Genomic DNA, 22,860 nt, shown 5'->3' with positions numbered 1-22,860 from the left:
GGCGTTACTATAAGGTCCGATCAGGATTCCAGCAAATGTTGCAGCAGGATCCCGTTGAGCATGGCACGTTTTACCAGGGCGAATGCGCCAATTGCCGAGCGGTGATCCAGCGTAGAGCGCACTACCGGCAGGTTCTGGCGAAATGCCTTCAGCGCCTGGGTATTGATGCAGCCTTCAATGGCAGGCAGTAACACTTTTTCGGCTTCCACGATCTCGCCGGCAATCACCACTTTTTGCGGATTAAACAGGTTGATGGCAATGGCGATGGTTTTACCCAGGTGCCGTCCTACCTGTTCGATCACTTCGCAGGCCAGCGCATCGCCTTTATTTGCCGCCTTGCAGATGGCGCCGATCTTACAATCGTCCAGCGTGACGCGGCTCTGGTAACCCTGCTCCAGCAGATGGCGAACGCGATGTTCAATGGCGGCATTCGCGGCAACGGTTTCAAGACAGCCAAAGTTACCGCAGTGGCAGCGTTCGCCAAGCGGTTCAACCTGGATATGACCAATCTCGCCCACGTTGCCGTTACGACCAATAAAAATACGGCCATTGGAGATAATGCCTGCGCCCGTACCGCGGTGTACGCGCACCAGAATAGAGTCTTCGCAGTCCTGGCTCGCACCAAAGTAGTGCTCCGCCAGCGCCAGGGAGCGAATATCGTGCCCGACAAAACAGGTTAGCTTAAAGCGCTTTTCCAGCGCTTCAACCAGCCCCCAGTTCTCCACGTTAATATGCGGCATGTAGCGAATAACGCCGCTCTCCGGGTCGACCAGGCCGGGCAGAATGACCGAAATGGCAATCAGCTCGCGGATCTTGCGCTGACAGCTTTCGATAAAGTGCGCGATGGTATTCAGTAAGGCGTGTTCGAGCGTTTCCTGCGTGCGCTCGGGCAGCGGGTAGTGCTCTTCGGCAATGGCTTTGCTGCTCAGATCGTAGAGCGTAAGCGTGGTGTCATGACGGCCTAAGCGGACGCCAATCGCCTGAAAATTGCGGGTTTCAGTGACGATGGAAATCGCGCGGCGGCCTCCGGTGGAGGCCTGCTGATCCACTTCTTTGATCAGACCGCGCTCAATGAGCTGACGCGTGATTTTTGTCACGCTGGCGGGAGCAAGCTGGCTTTGTTCGGCTATCTGAATGCGTGAGATTGGCCCGTGCTGGTCAATCAGGCGATAAACTGCCGCGCTGTTAAGTTGTTTAACGAGATCGACATTACCGATTTGAGCTTGTCCGCCTGGTGTCATACTTTTACTTACTCAGTGACGACCTCGTTACCATTAACGATGGTCTTAATAATTTTATAATCGTGTGTGAACGCCGTCAGGTTTGCAACCATACCTGGCGCAATACCCCCGAGCTGTTTATCGACGCCAATGGCTCGCGCCGGATACAGCGTGGCCATGCGCAGCACTTCCTCAAGCGCAATACCGCAATGCTCAACGAGGTTACGCACCCCTTCGATCATCGTCAGAGAAGAACCGCTCAGCGTGCCGTTCTCATCCACACACAGTCCATTCCGGTAGTATATTGTTTTACCAGCAAAAATGAACTGGTCAATATTTGCCCCTGCCGGAGCGGTAGCATCCGTTACCAGGCAGAGCTTGTCGCCCTTGAGACGCTTGGCGTTGCGGATGTTGGTGTAATCCACATGCAAGCCGTCGGCGATAATGCCGCAGTAGACGTCTGGTTCATCCAGAATGGCACCAACCAGCCCGGGTTCGCGGCCAGTAATATACGGCATCGCGTTATAAAGGTGTGTGGCAAAGGTAATGCCTGCGCGGAAGCCGGCTTTCGCCTCTTTGAGCGTCGCGTTTGAATGGCCCGCAGACACCACAATCCCGGCAGCGGCCAGTTTGCTGATAACGTCCGTGCCGGTCATTTCCGGCGCCAGCGTCACTTTAGCGATCACGTCGGCATTGGCGCACATGTAGTCAACCAGCTCGGCATCCGGCTTGCGCACGTAGTTCGGGTTATGGGTGCCTTTTTTGACCATGTTCAGCCACGGTCCTTCCAGGTGCAGACCCAGCGCCTGGTTCGGGTGTTTTGCCAGGTACTCGCGCATAACGCGGATACCCTGTTTCATCAGGTCATCGCTGCTGGTGATAAGCGTCGGCAGATAGCTGGTGCAGCCCGATTTCTCGTTGGCTTTCTGCATGATTTCCAGCGTTTCAACCGTCACCGCTTCTGCGGTATCGTTAAACTGGACACCGCCGCAGCCGTTAAGCTGTACGTCGATGAAACCGGGGGAGATTACAGCTCCATTGAGTGAGCGCTGTTCGATCTCCGGCGGCAGTTCCGCCAGCGGGCAAACACGTTCAATCAGGCCATTGGCGATAACAATCGCATGGTCATCCAGAATTTCATGGCCGGTATAAATCCGACCGTGGGTTAAAGCGTACATATCGACCCCCGGTTAAAAAAAGCGACCGCCTCGGACAGAAGAGGCGGTTATTCAATTACAGACCTTTGATGTTCTCAGCTTCTAACTCGTTGAAGTATTTCAGCGTTTTCACTTTCAGTTCCATAGTGGACGGTTCGTCACACACGACAACCGCTTTTGGATGCAGCTGCAAGCAGCTGATAGTCCACATATGGTTCACGTTACCTTCAACGGCAGCCTGAAGCGCTTGCGCTTTCACGGCACCCAGCACCAGAATCATCACTTCTTCAGCGTCCAGCAGCGTACCCACGCCCACGGTCAGCGCATATTTAGGCACCTGATTGACGTCGCCGTCAAAGAAGCGGGAGTTAGCCACACGCGTGTCATGAGTTAGCGTTTTAATACGGGTGCGGGAAGCCAGTGAAGATGCCGGTTCGTTGAACGCGATGTGGCCATCGTTGCCCACGCCGCCCATAAACAGGTGGATTTTACCGTAGGAACGGATTTTTTCTTCATACTGACGGCATTCTGCGTCAATATCAGGCGCGTTTCCATTCAGCAGGTTAATATTTTCAGCCGGAATATCAACGTGATCAAAGAAATTACGGTGCATAAAGCTGTGGTAACTTTCCGGATGTTCCTTTGGCAGGCCGACATATTCGTCCATGTTGAAGGTCACAACGTGCTTGAAGCTAACCTGGCCCGCTTTATGCATTTCAACCAGCGCTTTATACGCGGTCAGTGGCGTGCCGCCGGTTGGAAGACCGAGAACGAAAGGACGATCGGCTGTTGGTTTGAACGCGTTGATGCGGTTAACGATATGACGAGCAGCCCATTTTCCGACTTGTTCAGCTGTTGCCAGGGGAATCAGTCTCATTATTCACCTCTAAAGTTTAAGTAAAAGTGGGCGGATGATTAGTGCAACCTGAACTAAGCGTAACCTGGAACCTTTCAGGCCGGATCAATCCGTCTTGATTTTTTGAATGATAAAATAAGTTTTCGTCGTTAGCCAGTGAAAGGGAGGGTTTAATACGATATTTGGTGACAATAATCACAAAAAATAGGTGTTTAATTTGCGATACGAATTAATTTTTCACACACTCACACTGCCAGTGAATCATCAACTGTATCTATCGTTCGTGACACAATAAAAACATAGTTTATGCGCGAGTCTTAACAATGGGTCTCGTAGGGGGAATAGGATGAATATTTTAGGTTTTTTCCAGCGCCTCGGTAGGGCTTTGCAGCTCCCTATCGCCGTGCTACCGGTTGCAGCGTTGCTGCTGCGATTCGGGCAACCCGATCTTCTTAACGTGCCGTTTATTGCCCAGGCAGGCGGCGCCATTTTTGACAACCTTGCGCTGATCTTCGCCATCGGCGTGGCGTCAAGCTGGTCAAAAGACAGCGCCGGTGCTGCGGCACTGGCAGGGGCGGTAGGTTACTTCATCCTCACGAAAGCGATGGTAACCATCAACCCGGAAATCAACATGGGTGTACTGGCGGGTATCATTACCGGTCTGGTCGGTGGCGCCGTGTACAACCGCTGGGCAGGTATCAAACTGCCTGACTTCCTGAGCTTCTTCGGCGGTAAACGTTTTGTGCCGATTGCGACGGGCTTTTTCTGTTTGATCCTGGCAGCCATCTTTGGCTACGTCTGGCCACCGGTGCAGCACGCTATCCATGCGGGCGGCGAGTGGATCGTCTCTGCGGGCGCAATGGGTGCGGGCATCTTCGGTTTCATTAACCGTCTGCTGATCCCAACCGGTCTGCATCAGGTACTGAACACCATCGCCTGGTTCCAGATTGGTGAGTTCACCAACGCGGCCGGCGCGGTATTCCACGGTGATATCAACCGCTTCTACGCAGGCGACGGCACCGCGGGCATGTTCATGTCCGGTTTCTTCCCAATCATGATGTTTGGTCTGCCTGGCGCTGCGCTGGCAATGTACCTGGCCGCGCCAAAAGCGCGTCGCCCGATGGTGGGCGGTATGCTGCTGTCCGTTGCGGTAACGGCTTTCCTGACCGGCGTGACCGAGCCGCTGGAATTCCTGTTCATGTTCCTGGCGCCGCTGCTGTACCTCATGCACGCCATCCTGACCGGTATCAGCCTGTTCGTTGCTACTCTTCTGGGCATCCATGCTGGCTTCTCCTTCTCCGCAGGCGCCATCGACTACGTGCTGATGTACAACCTGCCGGCGGCAAGCAGCAACGTCTGGATGCTGGTGGTGATGGGCCTGATCTTCTTCGTTATCTACTTCGTTCTGTTCAGCGCGGTTATTCGCATGTTTAACCTGAAAACGCCGGGCCGCGAAGACACGAAAGAAGATGTGGTGACCAGTGAAGCCAACAGCAATACCGAAGAAGGTTTAACCCAGCTGGCAACCAGCTACATTGCCGCTGTAGGCGGTACCGATAACCTGAAAGCGATTGATGCCTGTATTACCCGTCTACGTCTGACCGTGGGCGACTCTGCGCGCGTAAGCGATGCAATGTGTAAACGCCTGGGCGCATCTGGCGTGGTGAAGCTGAACAAACAAACCATCCAGGTTATCGTGGGTGCGAAAGCCGAATCTATCGGCGATGAAATGAAAAAAGTGGTTGCCCGTGGCCCGGTTGCTGCCGCCTCAGCGGACAGCGCGCCAGTGGCCGACGCTCCGGCTGCGAAGCCGCAGGCTGTGCCAAATGCGGTGACCATCGCTGCGCTGGTTTCTCCGGTGACGGGTGACGTGGTTGCGCTTGAGCAGGTGCCTGACGAAGCGTTCGCCAGCAAAGCCGTAGGCGACGGCGTGGCCGTGAAGCCAACGGACAAAACCGTGGTCTCTCCGGCAGCCGGTACTATCGTGAAAATCTTCAATACCAACCATGCGTTCTGCCTGGAAACTGAGAAAGGCGCGGAGATCGTTGTCCATATGGGTATCGATACCGTTGCGCTGAACGGTCAGGGCTTTACTCGCCTGGTAGAAGAGGGTGCCGAAGTGGTGGCAGGTCAGCCGATCCTGGAAATGGATCTGGACTTCCTGAACGCCAACGCGCGCTCCATGATAAGCCCTGTGGTGTGCAGCAACATCGACGACTTCAGCGGTCTGGTACTCCAGGCGCAGGGTCAGGTAGTTGCGGGCCAGACGCCACTGTATGAGATTAAAGGCAAGTAATCGCTCCTGAGTAGAGTTATGCCTTTAGCGGCGGGGGGAAATCCTCCGCCGCTTTTTTTTGCAGCAAATGCCCCCATTATTTTCTTCTGGAACGTTTTAAGGGTTGTCACTACGTCCGGCTTATAAGATCATATGCCGTTATACGTTGTTTACGCTTTGAGGAATCCACGATGAGTGAGGCAGAAGCCCGCCCGAGTAACTTTATTCGTCAGATCATCGATGAAGATCTGGCCAGTGGTAAGCACACCACGGTGCACACGCGTTTCCCGCCGGAGCCAAACGGCTACCTGCACATTGGTCACGCTAAATCGATCTGCCTGAACTTTGGTATCGCGCAAGACTACCAGGGGCAGTGCAACCTGCGTTTCGATGACACCAACCCGGTTAAAGAAGACATCGAATACGTTGAGTCGATTAAAAACGACGTGCAATGGCTGGGCTTCAACTGGTCTGGCGATATCTGCTACTCCTCAGACTATTTCGATCAGCTGTATGCCTATGCGGTTGAACTGATCAACAAAGGTCTGGCTTACGTTGACGAGCTGTCTGCTGACGAAATCCGTGAATACCGCGGTACGCTGACTCAGCCCGGCAAAAACAGCCCGTTCCGCGATCGCAGCGTGGAAGAGAACCTGGCGCTGTTTGAAAAAATGCGTGCCGGCGGCTTCGAAGAAGGCAAAGCGTGCCTGCGTGCCAAAATCGACATGGCATCTCCGTTCATCGTGATGCGCGACCCGGTGCTGTACCGCATTAAGTTCGCTGAACACCACCAGACCGGTAACAAGTGGTGCATCTACCCGATGTACGACTTCACCCACTGCATCAGCGATGCGCTGGAAGGTATTACGCACTCGCTGTGTACGCTGGAGTTCCAGGACAACCGTCGTCTGTACGACTGGGTGCTGGATAACATCACCATTCCCGTGCATCCGCGTCAGTACGAATTCTCTCGTCTGAACCTGGAATACACCGTGATGTCCAAGCGTAAGCTCAACCTGCTGGTCACCGACAAGCACGTTGAAGGCTGGGACGACCCACGCATGCCGACCATTTCTGGCCTGCGTCGTCGTGGCTACACCTCCGCGTCCATTCGTGAGTTCTGCAAACGTATCGGCGTCACCAAGCAGGACAACACCATTGAGATGGCCTCACTGGAATCCTGCATCCGTGAAGATCTGAACGAAAACGCGCCGCGCGCGATGGCGGTGATCGACCCGGTTAAGCTGGTTATCGAAAACTATCCGCAGGGCGAAAGCGAGCTGGTCTCTATGCCTAACCATCCGAACAAACCGGAAATGGGCACCCGCGACGTGCCGTTCAGCGGTGAAATCTGGATCGATCGTGCTGACTTCCGTGAAGAAGCGAACAAGCAGTACAAGCGTCTGGTGATGGGTAAAGAAGTGCGTCTGCGTAACGCCTATGTCATCAAAGCCGAGCGCGTAGAAAAAGATGCGGAAGGTAACATCACGACCATCTTCTGTACGTACGACGCAGAGACGCTGAGCAAAGATCCGGCGGATGGCCGTAAAGTGAAAGGCGTAATCCACTGGGTGAGCGCCCAGCACGCGCTGCCTGTTGAGATCCGCCTGTACGATCGCCTGTTCAGCGTGCCGAATCCAGGTGCGGCGGAAGACTTCCTCGCAACCATCAACCCGGAATCGCTGGTCATTAAGCAAGGCTATGCTGAGCCGTCCCTGAAGGCCGCTGAGGCCGGCAAGGCGTTCCAGTTTGAGCGTGAAGGTTACTTCTGCCTGGACAGCCGCTACAGCACGGCAGAAAAACCGGTATTTAACCGTACCGTGGGTCTGCGCGATACCTGGACTAAGATCGGCGAATAATAACGCTGCTCTGGTCAATGAGAAACAAACGCCGCGTAATGCGGCGTTTTTTTATTTAGCGATCATATCGTTAAGCGCAGGCGAAATTATTATAAGCCAGCAGAACGGGTCAATGAGGTGCTACTTATTTTTCTAAAAAAAGTTTGTTTATTTACGAAAAACGGAAAGGGATAAAAATAGATAAATAGTGATGGCGTTACTTACTGAAAATCCACCGGTTCCCCGCCAGCACTCGGCTCCTGCTAATTGTTACAAAGCACTACGAAATATGTGCTCTTCGTCATAATCCTGACTTTTGCCTGATTAAAAGCATTGATAATTCGCGCCGCGAAAAATAACCTAAAGACGGTAGTTAATTCGAGGGTATTTCTGACTACCCCTGACCTTTTGGTCTTTTCTGTTTTTCGCCGTTTAAGGCGTTTTAATTCGTCAAAGAGGAATAATCTATGCGTACGTTCAGTGGCAAACGTAGTGCGCTGGCGCTGGCTATCGCCGGTGTGACAGCAATGTCAGGCCTGGTGATTGCGCCAGAGGCTAAAGCAGCAGGCTTCATTGAAGATTCCACCCTCACGGGCGGTATTTATTACTGGCAGCGTGAGCGTGACCGTAAAGACGTCACTGAAAATAAATACAAAACCAACCTTTCTCACTCGACCTGGAACGCCAACCTGGATTTCCAGTCGGGATATGCCGCCGATATGTTCGGGATTGATATTGCTGCTTTCACCGCAATTGAAATGGCCGAAAATGGCGACAGCGGCCACCCGAACGAAATTGCATTCTCCTCCAGCAACAAAGCCTACGACGAAGACTGGTCCGGCGATAAAAGCGGTATCAGCCTCTATAAAGCGGCGGCAAAATTCAAATATGGCCCGGTCTGGGCGCGTGGGGGTTATATCCAGCCAACAGGACAAACGCTGTTAGCGCCGCACTGGAGCTTTATGCCAGGTACCTATCAGGGGGCGGAAGCCGGCGCTAATTTTGACTACGGCGATGCGGGGGCGTTGAGCTTCTCCTATATGTGGACCAACGAGTACAAAGCGCCGTGGCACATTGAGATGGACAAGTTCTACCAGAACGATAAAAAAACCAAAGTCGAGTATCTCCACTCTCTTGGCGCGAAGTATGACTTTAAAAACGATCTGGTGCTGGAAGCGGCGTTTGGTCAGGCTGAAGGCTATATCGATCAGTACTTTGCTAAGGCCAGCTATAAATTTGATATCGCAGGTAGCCCGCTGAGCACCAGCTATCAGTTCTACGGCACGCGCGATAAGGTCAGCGATGGCAGCGTAAATGATATCTATGACGGGACCGCATGGTTGCAGGCGCTGACCTTCGGCTACAAGGTCGGCCAGGTTGATTTGCGCCTGGAAGGGACGTGGGTTAAGGCTGAAGGGCAGCAGGGTTACTTCCTGCAACGTATGACGCCTACCTACGCCTCCTCTAACGGTCGTCTGGATATCTGGTGGGATAACCGCTCTGACTTTAACGCCGACGGCGAAAAGGCGGTCTTCTTCGGCGCAATGTATGACCTGAAAAACTGGAACCTGCCCGGCTGGGCAGTGGGAGCATCCTACGCGTACGCCTGGGATGCGAAGCCCGGGGATATGGCAACGCCAGACGCGTACTACGATCCAAACTACCGTCTGAAAGAGTCTTCATACAGCCTGGATGCGATTTACACCCTTCAGGAGGGCCGTGCGAAAGGCACGATGTTCAAACTGCACTTCACCCAGTATGACAACCACTCCGATATCCCGAGCTATGCGGGCGGCTACGGCAACATCTTCCAGGATGAACGTGACGTGAAATTCATGGTCATTGCGCCATTTACCATCTTCTGATGAATGCTGCGGCGGGCGGTGTCCCGCCGTTATGGAGACTGAACATGATGAATAAAAGGGTAATCGTTGCGTTGCTGGCATTCGGGCTGGTGGCATGTGCGCAGGAGCAGGCGCCGAAAGAGGACTCCCGTCTGAAAGAGGCCTACAGCGCGTGCATCAATACCGCACAGGGTTCACCTGAGAAGATTGAGGCCTGTCAAAGCGTGCTGAACGTGCTGAAAAAAGACAAAGCCCATGAGCAATTCGCCACGCAGGAAAACGTTCGCGTGATGGATTACCAGGCCTGTATTCAGGCGCGTAAAACAGGTAACGATCAGGAAGTGGCGAAGCGTTGCGATAAGATCTGGAACGAGATACGCAATAACAATAAATAAGTTGCTTTACGCCCGGTAGTGCTGCGCTTACCGGGCTTTTTTCAGGCAAAAAAAGCCAACCTCACGGCTGGCTCAGAGTATGAACACTCACTTATTTTGCGTCGTGCGCATGTTCATTTTCGCGGCAATCCCCTTCAGCGCAGTGACCATACAGGTACAGGCTGTGGTTAGTCAGGCGGATGCCATGACGGGCGGCGATTTCACGCTGGCGTGATTCAATGGAATCATCGCTAAATTCAATGACCTTGCCACAGTCGAGGCAGATCAGGTGATCGTGGTGGTGCTGCTGAGTCAGTTCGAACACGGACTTGCCGCCTTCGAAATTATGACGAGTAACAATGCCCGCGTCGTCAAACTGGTTCAGCACACGATAGACGGTTGCCAGCCCAATCTCTTCACCCATATCGATAAGACGCTTGTAAAGGTCTTCCGCACTGACATGGTGATTGTCTGGCCCCTGAAGCACTTCAAGGATTTTTAACCGAGGAAGCGTTACTTTCAGGCCAGCTTTCTTTAATGCGGTATTGTTGTCAGTCATGCGGAATCTGTCCTGTTGCTAAACGATTCACTTCAAAAGAAGAAGTGACAGAAAATGCACTTGGGATAATGCGTCTCATTATAGAACTGCCATGGCTAAATGAAAACTGCAAGTCTCAAGCAAAGTATGCTTATAAAAACGTGGTATCACCAACAAACTTGTTCGATGGCACCCACTTTTTACCAGGGGGATATTGTACAGGTCTGAGCGAAAAAGTTAAAAGTTTGTAGCAATTAATTTAATCGGTTTTACCTGGAAAACGGGCGCAACCGGAGCTGCGCCGCAGGGATATCAGGCGTTAAGGATATCGTCCAGGTTCAGCTCTTCGCGAACCTGCTTAACCCATTTCTCTACGCGCTCAGCGGTCAGCTCTGGCTGGCGGTCTTCGTCAATGGCCAGGCCAACGAAGTGATCGTCATCTGCCAGACCTTTAGAAGCCTCGAAGTGGTAACCCGCCGTTGGCCAGTGACCGACGATCGCCGCGCCGCGTGGCTCAATGATGTCGCGAATGGTGCCCAGCGCATCACAGAAATACTCCGCATAATCTTCCTGATCGCCGCAGCCGAACAGGGCAACCAGCTTGCCGTTGAAGTCAACCTCTTCCAGCGTCGGGAAGAAATCGTCCCAGTCACACTGGGCTTCACCGTAGTACCAGGTCGGGATGCCCAGCAGCAGGATGTCATAGCCCTCGAGATCTTCTTTGCTGCTCTTGGCGATGTCATGCACATCAGCAACGTCTTTACCGAGCTGTTTTTGAATGTTTTTTGCGATATTTTCAGTATTGCCGGTATCACTGCCAAAGAAAATGCCGATGATTGCCATGAGTAAAATAACCTCTTGAAACTTAATGGTATGGTGGCGCAAATTGTCCACGGATAAGGGCAATAATAGCAGAACAGACAACCCTGCGGAAACAGCTATCACGCAGGACTGCACTCTGTGCTACATGAAAAAGGTAATATTGAGGATTTTCTGACTCACGCCTTGCCGCGTAACGTCTCAAGCTGGGCGATCAGCATCTCTTCGATCAGTTCGCTGCGGCTGATGTTGCGCGCGTCAGCTAACGCGTTAAGCGCATCGACGGCATCGGCATTCAGCTTCAGTTCGACACGCTTAAGCCCACGATTTTTATCGCGTTTAAGCTGGTTGCGTTTATTGATACGCAGCTGTTCATCGCGCGAAAGCGGATTCGTTTTCGGTCGTCCCGGTCGACGCTCATTCGCGAACAGATCTAGTGTCGTACGGTCCGTTTGTTCTTTGGCCATGATTCTGAGACTTCGGGGGATACACGCCGCCCTGCTAATGCCCGGGCGATAAGCGCGCCATCATACATCACCCAAATCCACACGCCAACGACTGGAAGCCCGTCGTCTTCCGGTCGCTGGCTTTTTAATCAATTCGCGGTGTCAGTGAGATAGCGGCGAATGGCGCGCAGGACGGCGTCAGGTTTTTCTGCATGTACCCAGTGCCCGGCACCGGCAATGACGTGAGCGCGTGCCTGCGGGAATTGCGCCAGCAGCGCGTCACGGTACGCATCAGTAACGTAAGGAGAGTTGCCGCCACGAATGAAGAGGGTAGGGTGCGGCCAGGCGGGGACGGTTTCCCAGCCCACAATATGCGAGTACTGATCCCACAGGACCGGAACGTTAAAGCGCCATTGTCCGTCGACAAATGATTTCAGCAGAAACTGCACCACGCCTTCTTCATCGAGATGCTCGCGCATAACGGCAGCCGCCTGCTGGCGTGTGGAGACGCCTGACGCCGTCACGGCGTTGATGGCAGCGAAAATCTCATCGTGACGGCGAACGTCGTAATTGACGGGCGCAACGTCAATGACCACCAGCCCGGAAATCCGCTCGGGGGCCAGCGCGGTGAGTGCCATCACCGCTTTACCGCCCATTGAATGCCCGATGAGCGTCGCTTTCTGAATATTATTCGCGTTGAGGGTATCTAGCAGATCCTGCGCCATGGCCGCGTAGGTCATCGCTTCCGAGCGCCCGGAAAGACCGTGATTTCGCATGTCAACCTGAAGGATCTCATGATCGGTCACTAAATCGCGCGCCAGCACGCCCAGGTTATCCAGGCTACCAAACAGGCCGTGAACCAGTACGATGGGAGAATTATTGTTCGGCGATTGTGCAGTTTGCGCTCGGGTATTCAATTTCATGGCAAAGTTCTTTTTTTAGGTTTGTCAGGTTAGGGTATCATGTTGACCATTCTGCCGCCCGGGGGCAAGGATCCAGTTTAATCTGACTTTTGCCGCCAACCTGGTTTGACGCTATCCGCTGTTGGGATTTGAACCTATAATCTCAACGACTTGTATTCAGATAAGATATCGCACTGGATTAAGATGAAAACAATCGAAGTTGATGACGAACTCTATCAGTATATTGCCAGCCAGACGCGGCATATTGGGGAGAGCGCGTCCGACATTTTACGGCGCATGCTTAAAATTTCCGCCGCCTCACAGCCCACTCCCGTCACTAAAGATGTCGTGTCTCAGCCGAGCGTTGTTGCACAGGTAAAACCTGCCGTCATGCCGGCAAAAGACAAAGTGCGCGCGATGCGTGAACTGCTGCTGTCCGACGAATATGCCGAGCAGAAAAAGGCGGTTAACCGCTTTATGCTGGTGCTGTCTACACTTTACTCACTGGATCACAATGCCTTTGCTGAAGCGACAGAGTCGCTGCACGGCCGCACCCGCGTTTACTTCGCAGGTGACGAGCAGACGCTGCTGCAAAATGGCAATCAAACCAAGCCCAAACATGTTCCCGGTACGCCATACTGGGTGATCACGAATACCAATACGGGCCGCAAGTGCAGCATGATCGAACATATCATGCAATCCATGCAGTTCCCGGCGGAATTGATCGAAAAGGTTTGCGGTACAATTTAACCCTTGCATCAGAAGGACCAGGCAATGGCAAATCACAGCCGTGCAGGACAACCTGCACAACAACGCGATTTGATTAACGTCGCTCAACTGACCGCGCAGTACTACGTGCTGAAGCCGGTCGTGGGCAACGCAGAACACGCAGTGAAGTTTGGTACATCTGGCCACCGCGGCAGCGCGGCGCGCCACAGCTTTAACGAACCGCACATTCTGGCCATTGCTCAGGCCATCGCGGAAGAGCGCGCGAAAAATGGCGTCACCGGTCCGTGCTATGTTGGGAAAGATACCCACGCCCTGTCTGAACCTGCTTTTATCTCCGTGCTGGAAGTGCTGGCGGCAAACGGCGTAGACGTGATTGTTCAGGAGAACAACGGTTTCACGCCAACGCCTGCGGTGTCTAACGCTATTCTGGTACACAACAAAAAAGGGGGCGCGCAGGCTGACGGCATTGTGATCACCCCGTCCCACAACCCACCGGAAGATGGCGGCATCAAGTACAACCCACCTAACGGTGGCCCGGCAGATACCAACGTCACGAAAGTGGTGGAAGATCGCGCCAACGCATTGCTGGCAAATGGCCTGAACGGCGTGAAGCGTATCTCGCTGGATGAAGCCATGGCCTCCGGTCATGTGAAAGAGCAGGATTTGGTGCAGCCGTTTGTGGAAGGGCTGGCGGATATCGTCGATATGGCCGCGATCCAGAAAGCTGGCCTGAAGCTGGGCGTGGATCCGCTGGGCGGTTCCGGTATCGAATACTGGAAACGCATTGCTGAGCATTACCAGCTGGATCTGACTATCGTGAACGATCACGTCGATCAGACGTTCCGCTTTATGCACCTGGATAAAGACGGCGCGATCCGTATGGACTGCTCCTCCGAATGCGCAATGGCTGGCCTGCTGGCGCTGCGTGACAAGTTCGACCTGGCCTTTGCCAACGACCCGGACTACGACCGTCACGGTATCGTTACCCCGGCAGGGCTGATGAACCCGAACCACTACCTGGCCGTTGCCATCAACTACCTGTTCCAGCACCGTCCGCAGTGGGGCAAAGAGGTGGCGGTTGGTAAAACGCTGGTCTCTTCCGCCATGATTGACCGCGTGGTCGACGCACTGGGCCGTAAGCTGGTGGAAGTGCCGGTGGGCTTCAAGTGGTTTGTTGACGGCCTGCACGACGGCAGCTTTGGCTTTGGCGGTGAAGAGAGCGCGGGTGCGTCCTTCCTGCGTTTTGACGGTACCCCATGGTCAACCGATAAAGACGGCATCATCATGTGCCTGCTGGCGGCGGAAATCACCGCAGTTACCGGTAAGAACCCGCAGGAACATTACAACGAGCTGGCGGAACGTTTTGGCGCGCCAAGCTATAACCGTATTCAGGCGGGCGCCACGTCTGCGCAAAAAGCAGCCCTGTCAAAACTGTCTCCGGAAATGGTCAGCGCCAGCACGCTGGCAGGTGACCCGATCACCGCGCGTCTGACGGCGGCTCCGGGCAACGGCGCGGCCATCGGCGGACTGAAGGTGATGACCGAAAACGGCTGGTTCGCGGCGCGTCCATCCGGTACGGAAGATGCGTACAAAATCTATTGCGAAAGCTTCCTCGGCGCTGAGCACCGTCAGCAGATTGAGAAAGAAGCGGTAGAGATTGTCAGCGAAGTGCTGAAAAACGCGTAAGTGCGGTTTGTGTGCCGGGCGGCACTGCGTTTGCCCGGCCTACAACAGCGATCATAGGCCCGGTAAGCGCTAGCGCCACCGGGCTTTTTTTTAACTATGCTTGTTCTTCAGTTCAAACCGTGGTGAGACCAGACCGTACAGCGTCCAGCCCATAAAGGTCACCATCGCGCCATACAGCATTGCTTCCTGGCCGGACGAGTAGAGCGCGTAGAAGCTATAGATCGCGCCAATCAGCGCCACGATATTGGCCGCCCGGGCTTTGCGCGGATCCACCTTCGCCACCTTCTGAATAATCACCAGCGCCGCCATCGACAGAATGTACGGAATGATGTTCGTCACCACCGCCAGGTTGACCAGCACGTTAAACTGGCTGTTCAGCGACGGGCTGATGGTCATGAGCGACAAACCGCTCTGGAAAATCACAATCGCCAGCATGCCCTGTACCGGCGCATCCGCTTTGGTGACGCGGGAGAAGATTTTCGGGAAATACCCTTCGTCAGCTGAAGATTTAAACACCTGAGCGATGGTGAACTGCCAGCCCAGCAGCGAGCCGCAGCAGGACATCACCATCAGCCCCATAATGACTTTCCCGACTTCCGGCGTAAACATCTGCGCAAACGCCAGCCCGAACGGTGCCGTGGAGTTAGCCAGATCCATGTTGGGCACAATCCCCGCAATCACGTTGGTCGAAATGATGTAGATCACCGCCGCGCCCAGCGTTCCGCCGAGAACCGCGATGGGTACGTTCTTCTCCGGGTTTTCCACCACTTCAGCATTCGCACAGGCCGATTCCAGACCGAGGAAAGCCCACAGCGTCATGGCGATGGACGAGCCCACTGCGGTGAAGAACGGCACGTGGTGCGGGTTCCAGGAGTTGGCGTACAGCGTCGGGCTGAACCAGAACCAGCCGATGATGCACAGACCGACCACCGGGATGATCACGCCCCAGACGGTAATGCTGCTGAGTTGTCCGGTGATGCGCGCGCCGCCAAAGTTGGCGACGGTACAGATCCACAGCACGCCGATGGTTGCCAGCCCAATCTGCACCGGGGTCAGCGTCGCGCCAAACAGCTCCGTGCCGTAACCGACAGCGGAAATGGCAATCGCCACGTTAGCGATCAGCAGCGACACGCCGTAGGTGTAGTTCGCCATAAAGTTACCGGACTTACCGAACGCATATTCGGCATAGCCCCCCATCCCGCCTGACTTGCGGCTGAACATTCCGCACTTGGCAAACGCCCACGCCAGCGCCATCGAGCCCACGGCGGTCACGAGCCAGGAGATAATCGAAATGGTCCCCACCTCAGCAAGCTTGGTAGGCAGCATGATGATCCCGGAACCCATCATGTTCACCATGGTGAGAATAGTGAGTTGCACTACGCCCATCTTGTTAGCTTTACTCATAATTTTTCTCCTTTCAGCAGCGCTGGCTGAGCGGCAGGTTGTTTGATGACGTAGCAGCGCACCTCTTTGCGACCGTCACGCTCCTCGATGTAAACCCCCTGTAACTCCGGCGCAAAGCCCGGCAGCAGGTTGATTCCGTCTTCCAGTGCGGCAAAGTAGCGCAGCACGGAACCGCCCCAGACTTCACCCGGCACCACGCACAGCACCCCCGGTGGGTAAGGCAGCGCACCTTCGGCGGCGATACGGCCTTGTGCATCGCGCAGGGAGACCAGTTCGACCTCACCGCGCAGGTACGCGTAGTTCGCCTCCTGCGGGTTCATCATGACGCGCGGGAAGTGAGACTTACGGAACATCTCTTTTTGCAGTTGTTTCACATTGTGGCGGGCATAAAGGTCATGCATCTCCTGACAAATCTGGCGAAGGGTGTAATCCGCGTAACGATCCGGATGTTGCTTACAGAGAGAGGGCAGAACCTCTTTTAGCGGCACATCGCTCTGGAGCAGTTTTTCGAAACGCACCAGCTGGGCGACGAGCTGCTGCAATTTGCCCATGTCCTCCGCCGGGGTGAGCAGGAAGAGTATGGAGTTGAGGTCGCATTTTTCCGGCACGATGCCGTTTTCACGCAGGAAGTTGGCAAGGATGGTGGCGGGCACGCCGAAATCTTCGTACTCACCGGTACGGGCGTTGATGCCCGGCGTGGTCAGCAGCAGCTTGCACGGATCGATAAAATACTGATGCTCGGCATATCCCTCGAATGCGTGCCAGCGTTCGCCCGGAACGAAATGGAAGAAGCGCAGATCGGTGGCGATTTCCGCCGTATCCCAGCTTTCCCACGGACGGCCGTCCACCGTCTCCGGCACGAACGGGCGAATAAACTGACAGTTCTGAAGGATCAGTTTTCGCGCGTCGATACCCGTCACGACGCAGTCCATCCACATGTTGCGCCCACTTTGCCCCTCGTGCATGCGGGCGTTGATATCCAGGGCGGCAAACAGCGGATAAAACGGGCTGGTGGAGGCGTGCATCATGAAGGCGTTGTTGAGTCGCTTATGCGGGACATAGCGCGGCTGGCCTTTGATATGGCTGTCCTTCTTATGGATTTGCGAGGTTTGCGAGAAACCCGCCTGCTGCTTATGCACCGACTGGGTAACCAGAATGCCCGGATCGTTTTCGTTCAGCTCCAGCAGCAGCGGCGAGCAGTCGGCCATCATCGGGATAAACTGCTCGTAACCGACCCAGGCGGAGTCAAACAGAATATAGTCACAGAGGTGACCAATCTTATCCACCACCTGACGGGCGTTATAGATGGTGCCGTCGTAGGTGCCCAGCTGGATCACCGCCAGGCGGAACGGACGTTCATCCCGCGCGCGGCCAGGCGCGACCTCTGACACCAGCTCCCGCAGGTAGCTCTCTTCAAAACAGTGCGCGTCAATACCGCCGATAAACCCGTACGGGTTGCGCGCCGTTTCGAGATAAACCGGCGTCGCTCCTGCCTGTAACAGCGCGCCGTGATGATTAGATTTATGGTTATTGCGATCGAACAGCACCAGATCGCCCGGCGTGAGCAGCGCATTGAGTACCACCTTGTTGGATGAGGAGGTGCCGTTCAGCACGAAGTAGGTTTTATCGGCATTAAAGACCTTTGCCGCATGCTGCTGGGCGATGCAGGGCGCGCCCTCGTGGATCAGCAGATCGCCCATTGCCACATCGGCGTTGCACAGATCGGCGCGGAATAGCGTTTCGCCAAAGAAATCGACAAACTGATTCCCCGCCGGATGGCGACGGAAGAACTGGCCTCCCTGATGCCCCGGGCAGTCAAACGCGCTGTTCCCCTGCTGGACGTAATCGACCAGCGCGCGGAAGAACGGCGGGCGAAGCTGGGTTTCGTACTTCTGCGCCGCCGCCTCAAGCTGGCGTCCGTAGAATTCATTGCTGGTGTCAGAGTACTCAAAAACGCCGTGAATACGGGACAAATATTCAGCCGGAACCCTTTCTTCTTTATGGGTGGCAATAAACACCGGAATACCAAATCCTGTGGCGTCTATTTCTTCTATGGCACCAGTGAAAATATCGCTTACGGCCAGCACCACGGCTGCCACATCAATATAGTCCGATGCGCTGATGTCCACAATTTCACGCGACGTGGTAAAGCATTCAGGACAGGCACGGCTGACGGCAATTTTTAACGTTTTCATCTTTTTATCTTTATTTCAGGCAATATGGGGCCCTCGACTTCTTGCAATAAAGAAATCGATTATTTCCAGGAAAAAAAAGCAAAGCGTGGCCGCTGATACGAAATCAGTTAATTGCTTTTTGCTGAGTAGAATTCAGTCCGCCCGGTTGCGGAGAATCTGAATTGCAGAAAGTAAGCGCAGGTGTTCACAGGCAAGCGCCTGTAAAATAGCAAGTTTCAGGAAGACCTGTAAGCAGATGCGCCAGAAGTCGAAGGACTACCGGGCGTTGAAGAGATGAAAGTCAAAACAGTTACGGTGGGCAAACATCATGATATGTGTTGTCCGCCTTATATGGGGCATTAAACGATTATTGTTTTCCATGTTCAGTTTCCTTTCAGTAATTGAAAGCATGGTCATTTTATCCAGGAAAAAGGGATTAACTGTGAATCAGATCACCATTAACCGATCATTTCAGAAATAATTAGTCGTTTTTGATGAATAATGCAGATCAAAATGCTGTTTTGTTGGCTTGATGTTAAATTGGTGTTTGAATTGTGTTTGGGAAGGACGAATATAGCCATGAAAATAACCTCTGCATTATTTTCATGACATATTCAGGGTGATGACTTTCTTTATTTAAGATTGATTTGAATACTTATTCAGATCATAAACCGATAGCCAATACCGGTTTCTGTTAATAAATGACGCGGACGCGCGGGATCGGCTTCAAGTTTCTGGCGAAGGTGTCCCATATAAATGCGTAAATAGTGACTATGCTCAACAGCATTCGGCCCCCAGACCTGGCTTAAGAGCTGTCGCTGCGTTAGCACTTTTCCATGGTTGTTGAGTAGCACGGCCAGCAGACGAAATTCGATGGGCGTGAGGTGAACCTCTTCTTCTCCCCGCACAATGCGGCGGGCAGCAAGATCGACGCGGATATCGCCAAAGGCGTACACCGGATCAGAAGGGGTTGTGGCACTGTGACGACGCAGCGCCACACGAAGCCGGGCCTGTAGCTCGCCAATGCCAAACGGTTTAATCAGATAATCATCCGCTCCGGCATCCAGCGCGGCGATTTTATCCGCCTCTTCGGTGCGGGCTGAAAGGACCAGAATCGGCATCTGGCTCCACTGACGCACTTCGCGAATAAAATCAATGCCGTCGCCATCCGGGAGCCCCAGATCCAGAATCACCAGGTCCGGCTTGCGGGTCGCGGCTTCGATTAACCCCCGTTGAAGCGTACCGGCTTCATGAACGCGCAAACCGTCGCCTTCCAGCGCGGTGCGCAGAAATCGGCTGATAGCGAGCTCATCTTCAACAATCAGAACGTTAATCACATATCCTCTGGTAAATCATCAAGTTCTGGTGGAGTTTCAAGAGGAAGTGTAACACAAAAGCGTGCGCCACCTTCCGGGCGGTTCTCGGCTGAAATGGTGCCGCCATGCACGTCGACAATCGCCTGGCAGATCGCCAGCCCCAGGCCAACGCCCGGAATGGCGGACTCCTTATTGCCGCGCGCAAATTTATCGAAAATGGCGCGCTCCTGACCCGCCGGAATACCCGGCCCGGTATCCCAGATCTCAAGCCGCAGCGTTTGCGTATCTACCCCGGCGGCGATCCCAATCTGCGCTTTTGCTCCGGCGTATTTAGCCGCGTTTTCCAGAAGATTAATCAGGACGCGCTCAAACAGCGGGCCATCAACATGTATGAGCGTCAGGGGTTCCGGCATGTTCAGCGCAATATGGCGTCCACCCAGACCCGGCTCCAGCATCTTCAGCGCGCTGCCGACAACCTCTTCAAGCGTAAGCCACTCTTTTTTGAGGTTAAAACCGCCGGACTGAATGCGCGCCATGTCCAGCAGGTTATTCACCAGGCGCGTGGTATTCAGCACGTGCTGGCGAATTTCGCTGGCCTGTACCGCATGCTTCGACCCTTCCGCCGCCAGATCCAGCGTGAGAATTTCGGACTGACCAAACAGCACGGTGAGCGGGGTGCGCAGATCGTGGGAAAGCGCCGCCAGCAGCGAGTTGCGGATGCTTTCACGCTCGCTTGCCAGCCGCGCCTGCTCTTCGCTGGCGGTAAGCGCCAGCCGCTCAAGGGCGCTAGCGACCAGCAGGGTGAAGGTTTCCAGCAGGCGCTGCTGCTCGGGGATCATCAGCTGGCGTTGGTTAGACGGCTCCACGATGACCAGCCCGTGGTTTTTATCCGCGCTGCGCAGCGGCAGGATCTGGTAAGGCACGCCGGGCAGGGTGTCGGTTCCGGCACCGGCGGGTAACCCTTTGTCGAAGCTCCAGCGGGCAATCGCTTCATCCCACGGCGTCATGCCCGAAGGCGAGGTAAGCGGGCGAAGATGTCCGTGCTCGTCGGGGAGTAAAATCAGGTTGCTGGCATGAAACGTTGAGCGAATAAACTGCTCGCTGGTCTGGACGATATCCTGCTGCGTGCGGCCGACCGCAAGCGATTTTGACATTTCGTAAAGATGTCGCGTGCGCTGCTCGCGGTAGCGGGCAATGCGCGCCTGGTAGCGCACGCCCGCCGTCAGGTTCCCGATCACCAGCCCGACGGTAAGCATCACGGCAAAAGTCAAAATGTACTGCACGTCCGAGACGGCAAGCGTCCCGCGTGGCGCAATAAAGAACAGATCGAAGCTGACGACGTTGATCACCGTTGCCAGCACCGACGGCCAGCGGCCGTAAAAGAGGGCGACCACGACGACGCCCAGCAGATAAATCATGACCAGATTGGCGGCGTCGAAGGCGATGAGCCACTGGCTGGCAATCACCGTAATCAGGGCGCAGAGCACCACGGCCACCAGACAGCCGCGGATCTGCATGCGCCACTTATCGCCAAAAGCGCGGGCGTCCGGCGCGCGGTTGGGCAGGGGAGCGGGCCTGTCATCCAGCGCGACGATGACTAAATCGAGATCCGGCGCGCGGCGGGCCAGCCTGTCGGCGAAAGATTCCCGGCTAAACCAGCGGCGATGCTGGCGACGCCCAATGACAATCTTGCCCAGGTTGTGCTTACGCGCGTAGCGCAGAATGGCTTTATCTTCCTGCGGATCGGAAAGGGTTGCGGTTTCCGCGCCCAGCTCCTGAGCCAGCCGCAGCGCGCTCAGAATGGCGCGGCGCTGATTCTCCGGCAGGGCGTGAAGCTGCGGCGTTTCGACGTATACCGCGTGCCACACGCTGCCAAACTTTGCCGCAAGCCGGGCGGCAGTGCGGACCAGCTTTTCATTGCCGCTGCCGTGGCCAATGCATAACAGAATGGCGTCCCGCGTGTGCCAGACGCGCTCTCGCCCCTGAAGGTCTCGCCAGGCGCGCATCTGATCATCAACGCGATCGGCAGTGCGGCGCAGGGCGAGCTCGCGCAGGGCAATCAGGTTTCCCTTGCGGAAGAAATGTTCGATGGCGCGTTCGGCCTGGCCGGCAATATACACCTTGCCTTCGTGCAGGCGCTGGCGCAGATCGTCCGGCGGCAGGTCAACCAGAACAACCTCATCGGCAGAATCAAAAAACGGATCGGGGACGGTCTCCCGCACCTGAATGCCGGTGACGCCGCTCACCACGTCGTTCAGGCTTTCCAGATGCTGAACATTCACCGTGGTGAAGACGTCGATGCCGGCTTCAAGCAGCTCCTCAACATCCTGCCAGCGCTTCGGATGACGCGAGCCCGGCGCGTTGCTGTGCGCCAGTTCGTCCATCAGAATGAGCGCAGGTCGTCGGGCGAGGGCGGCATCCAGATCGAACTCCGTGACCAGCCGCCCGCGATGGTTAATGCGCTGGGGCGGCTGCGTCGCCAGTCCCGTCAGCAGCGCCGCCGTCTCTTTGCGACCGTGGGTTTCCACTACGCCGATGAGAATATCAAGCCCCTGCGCCCGCAGCCGCTGGGCTTCCGTCAGCATGGCGAAGGTTTTCCCGACGCCCGCACAGGCACCGAAAAAAATTTTCAGCTTGCCGCGATGGGCTTCCGCCGTCTGTTCAAGCAGCCTGTCCGGATCCGGGCGCATGGGCTCGTCGGTCATTTAGTTTTTCCTTAGCGCGTCCAGCGCCAGATTCAGCTCAACAATGTTCACTACCGGCATGCCGATGAAGCTGACCAGCGGCTTTTGCGTGTGCTCTGCGACCAGCTTGCTCACCTGTTCGATGGGCAGCTGGCGGGCGGCGGCCACGCGCGGAATTTGCCATGCCGCCGCGTCCGGCGTCAGGCTGTAGTCCAGCCCGCTGGCCGACGCGGTGACCAGCTCAACCGGCACCTCACGGCTGGCCTGAGGATTGGCGGCGCGCAGGGCGGCAACGCGTTCAGCGATGGCTTTATTCAGCGCGGGATTGCTGCCTGCCAGATTGCTGCCGCCGGACGCCATTGGATTATACGGGCTTTCCGCAGTGGCGGAAGGGCGTCCCTGGAAGTAGCCTGCGCCCGTGAAGTTCTGCCCAATCAGGCGCGAGCCCCGGTTTTCACCGTTCTGGATAATCAGCGAGCCGTTGGCCTGGTCCTTAAACCACCACTGGCCGAGCGCCGTGGTCACCAGCGGGTAGAGCCCGCCGGTAATCAGAGACAGCAGAATAAACAACAGTATAGCGGGACGTAACATCGTCATT

General features: G+C 55.2%; 19 protein-coding genes and 1 pseudogene. 6 read left to right on the top strand and 14 right to left on the bottom strand.

The features are described 5' to 3' along the window. Positions 1-20: 20 nt before the first annotated feature. Genes N5C09_RS04335 through nagB form a run of 3 tightly spaced genes read right to left on the bottom strand, consistent with a single transcriptional unit; the run spans position 21 to position 3,254 of the window. The gene (locus tag N5C09_RS04335; protein WP_102750595.1) at positions 21-1,241 is read right to left on the bottom strand and encodes an N-acetylglucosamine repressor; all 1,221 of its coding nucleotides are present in this window, start codon (positions 1,239-1,241) and stop codon (positions 21-23) included. 8 nt (positions 1,242-1,249) lie between these two features. Continuing rightward, the gene (gene nagA / locus N5C09_RS04330; protein ID WP_063449365.1) at positions 1,250-2,398 is read right to left on the bottom strand and encodes an N-acetylglucosamine-6-phosphate deacetylase; all 1,149 of its coding nucleotides are present in this window, start codon (positions 2,396-2,398) and stop codon (positions 1,250-1,252) included. A 55-nt stretch (positions 2,399-2,453) separates the two neighbouring features. Then, complete coding sequence (gene nagB, locus N5C09_RS04325; RefSeq protein WP_003858663.1) at positions 2,454-3,254, bottom strand: glucosamine-6-phosphate deaminase; 801 nt, start codon at positions 3,252-3,254, stop codon at positions 2,454-2,456. Positions 3,255-3,579: 325 nt separating this feature from the next. Between nagB and nagE the strand changes: the two genes are divergently transcribed. Further along, positions 3,580-5,529 (top strand): PTS N-acetyl glucosamine transporter subunit IIABC, encoded by a 1,950-nt coding sequence (gene nagE / locus N5C09_RS04320; RefSeq protein WP_107534926.1) that lies wholly within the window; start codon positions 3,580-3,582, stop codon positions 5,527-5,529. 170 nt (positions 5,530-5,699) lie between these two features. Then, complete coding sequence (gene glnS, locus N5C09_RS04315; RefSeq protein WP_063866092.1) at positions 5,700-7,367, top strand: glutamine--tRNA ligase; 1,668 nt, start codon at positions 5,700-5,702, stop codon at positions 7,365-7,367. Positions 7,368-7,627: 260 nt separating this feature from the next. On the opposite strand, the pseudogene N5C09_RS04310 reads toward glnS, so the two are convergent. Continuing rightward, positions 7,628-7,720 (bottom strand): annotated as a pseudogene (locus tag N5C09_RS04310) (methionine synthase); the annotation flags it as partial. 93 nt (positions 7,721-7,813) lie between these two features. Between N5C09_RS04310 and chiP the strand changes: the two are divergent. Together chiP and chiQ are read left to right on the top strand one after the other, a co-directional pair. Next, the gene (gene chiP, locus N5C09_RS04305) at positions 7,814-9,211 is read left to right on the top strand and encodes a chitoporin (protein WP_107534927.1); all 1,398 of its coding nucleotides are present in this window, start codon (positions 7,814-7,816) and stop codon (positions 9,209-9,211) included. Positions 9,212-9,258: 47 nt separating this feature from the next. Continuing rightward, complete coding sequence (gene chiQ / locus N5C09_RS04300; RefSeq protein WP_279748665.1) at positions 9,259-9,585, top strand: ChiQ/YbfN family lipoprotein; 327 nt, start codon at positions 9,259-9,261, stop codon at positions 9,583-9,585. Positions 9,586-9,676: 91 nt separating this feature from the next. On the opposite strand, the gene fur is transcribed toward chiQ, so the two are convergent. From fur to ybfF, 4 genes are all read right to left on the bottom strand, one after another. Beyond that, positions 9,677-10,123 (bottom strand): ferric iron uptake transcriptional regulator, encoded by a 447-nt coding sequence (gene fur / locus N5C09_RS04295; RefSeq protein WP_003858655.1) that lies wholly within the window; start codon positions 10,121-10,123, stop codon positions 9,677-9,679. Positions 10,124-10,414: 291 nt separating this feature from the next. Then, positions 10,415-10,945, bottom strand: a complete 531-nt coding sequence (gene fldA, locus N5C09_RS04290; protein ID WP_003858653.1) for a flavodoxin FldA — start codon at positions 10,943-10,945, stop codon at positions 10,415-10,417. A gap of 155 nt (positions 10,946-11,100) precedes the next feature. Then, positions 11,101-11,388, bottom strand: a complete 288-nt coding sequence (gene ybfE, locus N5C09_RS04285) for a LexA regulated protein (protein ID WP_063866095.1) — start codon at positions 11,386-11,388, stop codon at positions 11,101-11,103. A 128-nt stretch (positions 11,389-11,516) separates the two neighbouring features. Continuing rightward, entirely contained in the window at positions 11,517-12,290 is a 774-nt protein-coding gene (ybfF, locus tag N5C09_RS04280; RefSeq protein WP_279748520.1) for an esterase, read from the bottom strand. Positions 12,291-12,473: 183 nt separating this feature from the next. Between ybfF and seqA the strand changes: the two genes are divergently transcribed. Together seqA and pgm are read left to right on the top strand one after the other, a co-directional pair. Beyond that, positions 12,474-13,019: a replication initiation negative regulator SeqA gene (gene seqA / locus N5C09_RS04275; protein ID WP_063449359.1), complete on the top strand. Its 546-nt coding sequence runs from the start codon at positions 12,474-12,476 to the stop codon at positions 13,017-13,019. Between the two features lie 24 nt (positions 13,020-13,043). After that, positions 13,044-14,684 carry a phosphoglucomutase (alpha-D-glucose-1,6-bisphosphate-dependent) gene (gene pgm / locus N5C09_RS04270; RefSeq protein WP_112792606.1) on the top strand — a complete coding sequence of 547 codons (1,641 nt, stop codon included), beginning with the start codon at positions 13,044-13,046 and terminating at the stop codon, positions 14,682-14,684. Positions 14,685-14,774: 90 nt separating this feature from the next. Here pgm and potE read toward each other — a convergent pair whose 3' ends face one another. The 6 genes from potE to kdpC form a co-directional block, all read right to left on the bottom strand. Further along, complete coding sequence (gene potE / locus N5C09_RS04265) at positions 14,775-16,088, bottom strand: putrescine-ornithine antiporter (protein WP_006809601.1); 1,314 nt, start codon at positions 16,086-16,088, stop codon at positions 14,775-14,777. Further along, on the bottom strand, positions 16,085-18,283 hold the full coding sequence (speF, locus tag N5C09_RS04260) for an ornithine decarboxylase SpeF (RefSeq protein WP_193036239.1): 2,199 nt from the start codon (positions 18,281-18,283) through the stop codon (positions 16,085-16,087). The genes potE and speF overlap by 4 nt, the downstream gene beginning before the upstream one ends. 255 nt (positions 18,284-18,538) lie before the next feature. After that, on the bottom strand, positions 18,539-18,643 hold the full coding sequence (speFL, locus tag N5C09_RS04255; protein ID WP_003858645.1) for a leader peptide SpeFL: 105 nt from the start codon (positions 18,641-18,643) through the stop codon (positions 18,539-18,541). Positions 18,644-18,921: 278 nt separating this feature from the next. Beyond that, positions 18,922-19,599 carry a two-component system response regulator KdpE gene (gene kdpE, locus N5C09_RS04250; protein WP_063866098.1) on the bottom strand — a complete coding sequence of 226 codons (678 nt, stop codon included), beginning with the start codon at positions 19,597-19,599 and terminating at the stop codon, positions 18,922-18,924. Continuing rightward, a complete protein-coding gene (kdpD, locus tag N5C09_RS04245) occupies positions 19,596-22,283 on the bottom strand; it encodes a two-component system sensor histidine kinase KdpD (RefSeq protein ID WP_279748519.1) in 2,688 nt (895 codons plus the stop codon). The genes kdpE and kdpD overlap by 4 nt, the downstream gene beginning before the upstream one ends. Continuing rightward, positions 22,284-22,859 (bottom strand): potassium-transporting ATPase subunit KdpC, encoded by a 576-nt coding sequence (gene kdpC, locus N5C09_RS04240; RefSeq protein ID WP_279748518.1) that lies wholly within the window; start codon positions 22,857-22,859, stop codon positions 22,284-22,286. It lies immediately after the preceding gene. Position 22,860 lies beyond the last annotated feature (1 nt).

This window comes from Enterobacter sp. GD03975 (assembly GCF_029838645.1).
Lineage (GTDB): Bacteria > Pseudomonadota > Gammaproteobacteria > Enterobacterales > Enterobacteriaceae > Enterobacter > Enterobacter quasihormaechei.
Note: the sequence above shows the minus strand (reverse complement) of the source record. Positions and strands in the feature narration are given on the sequence as shown.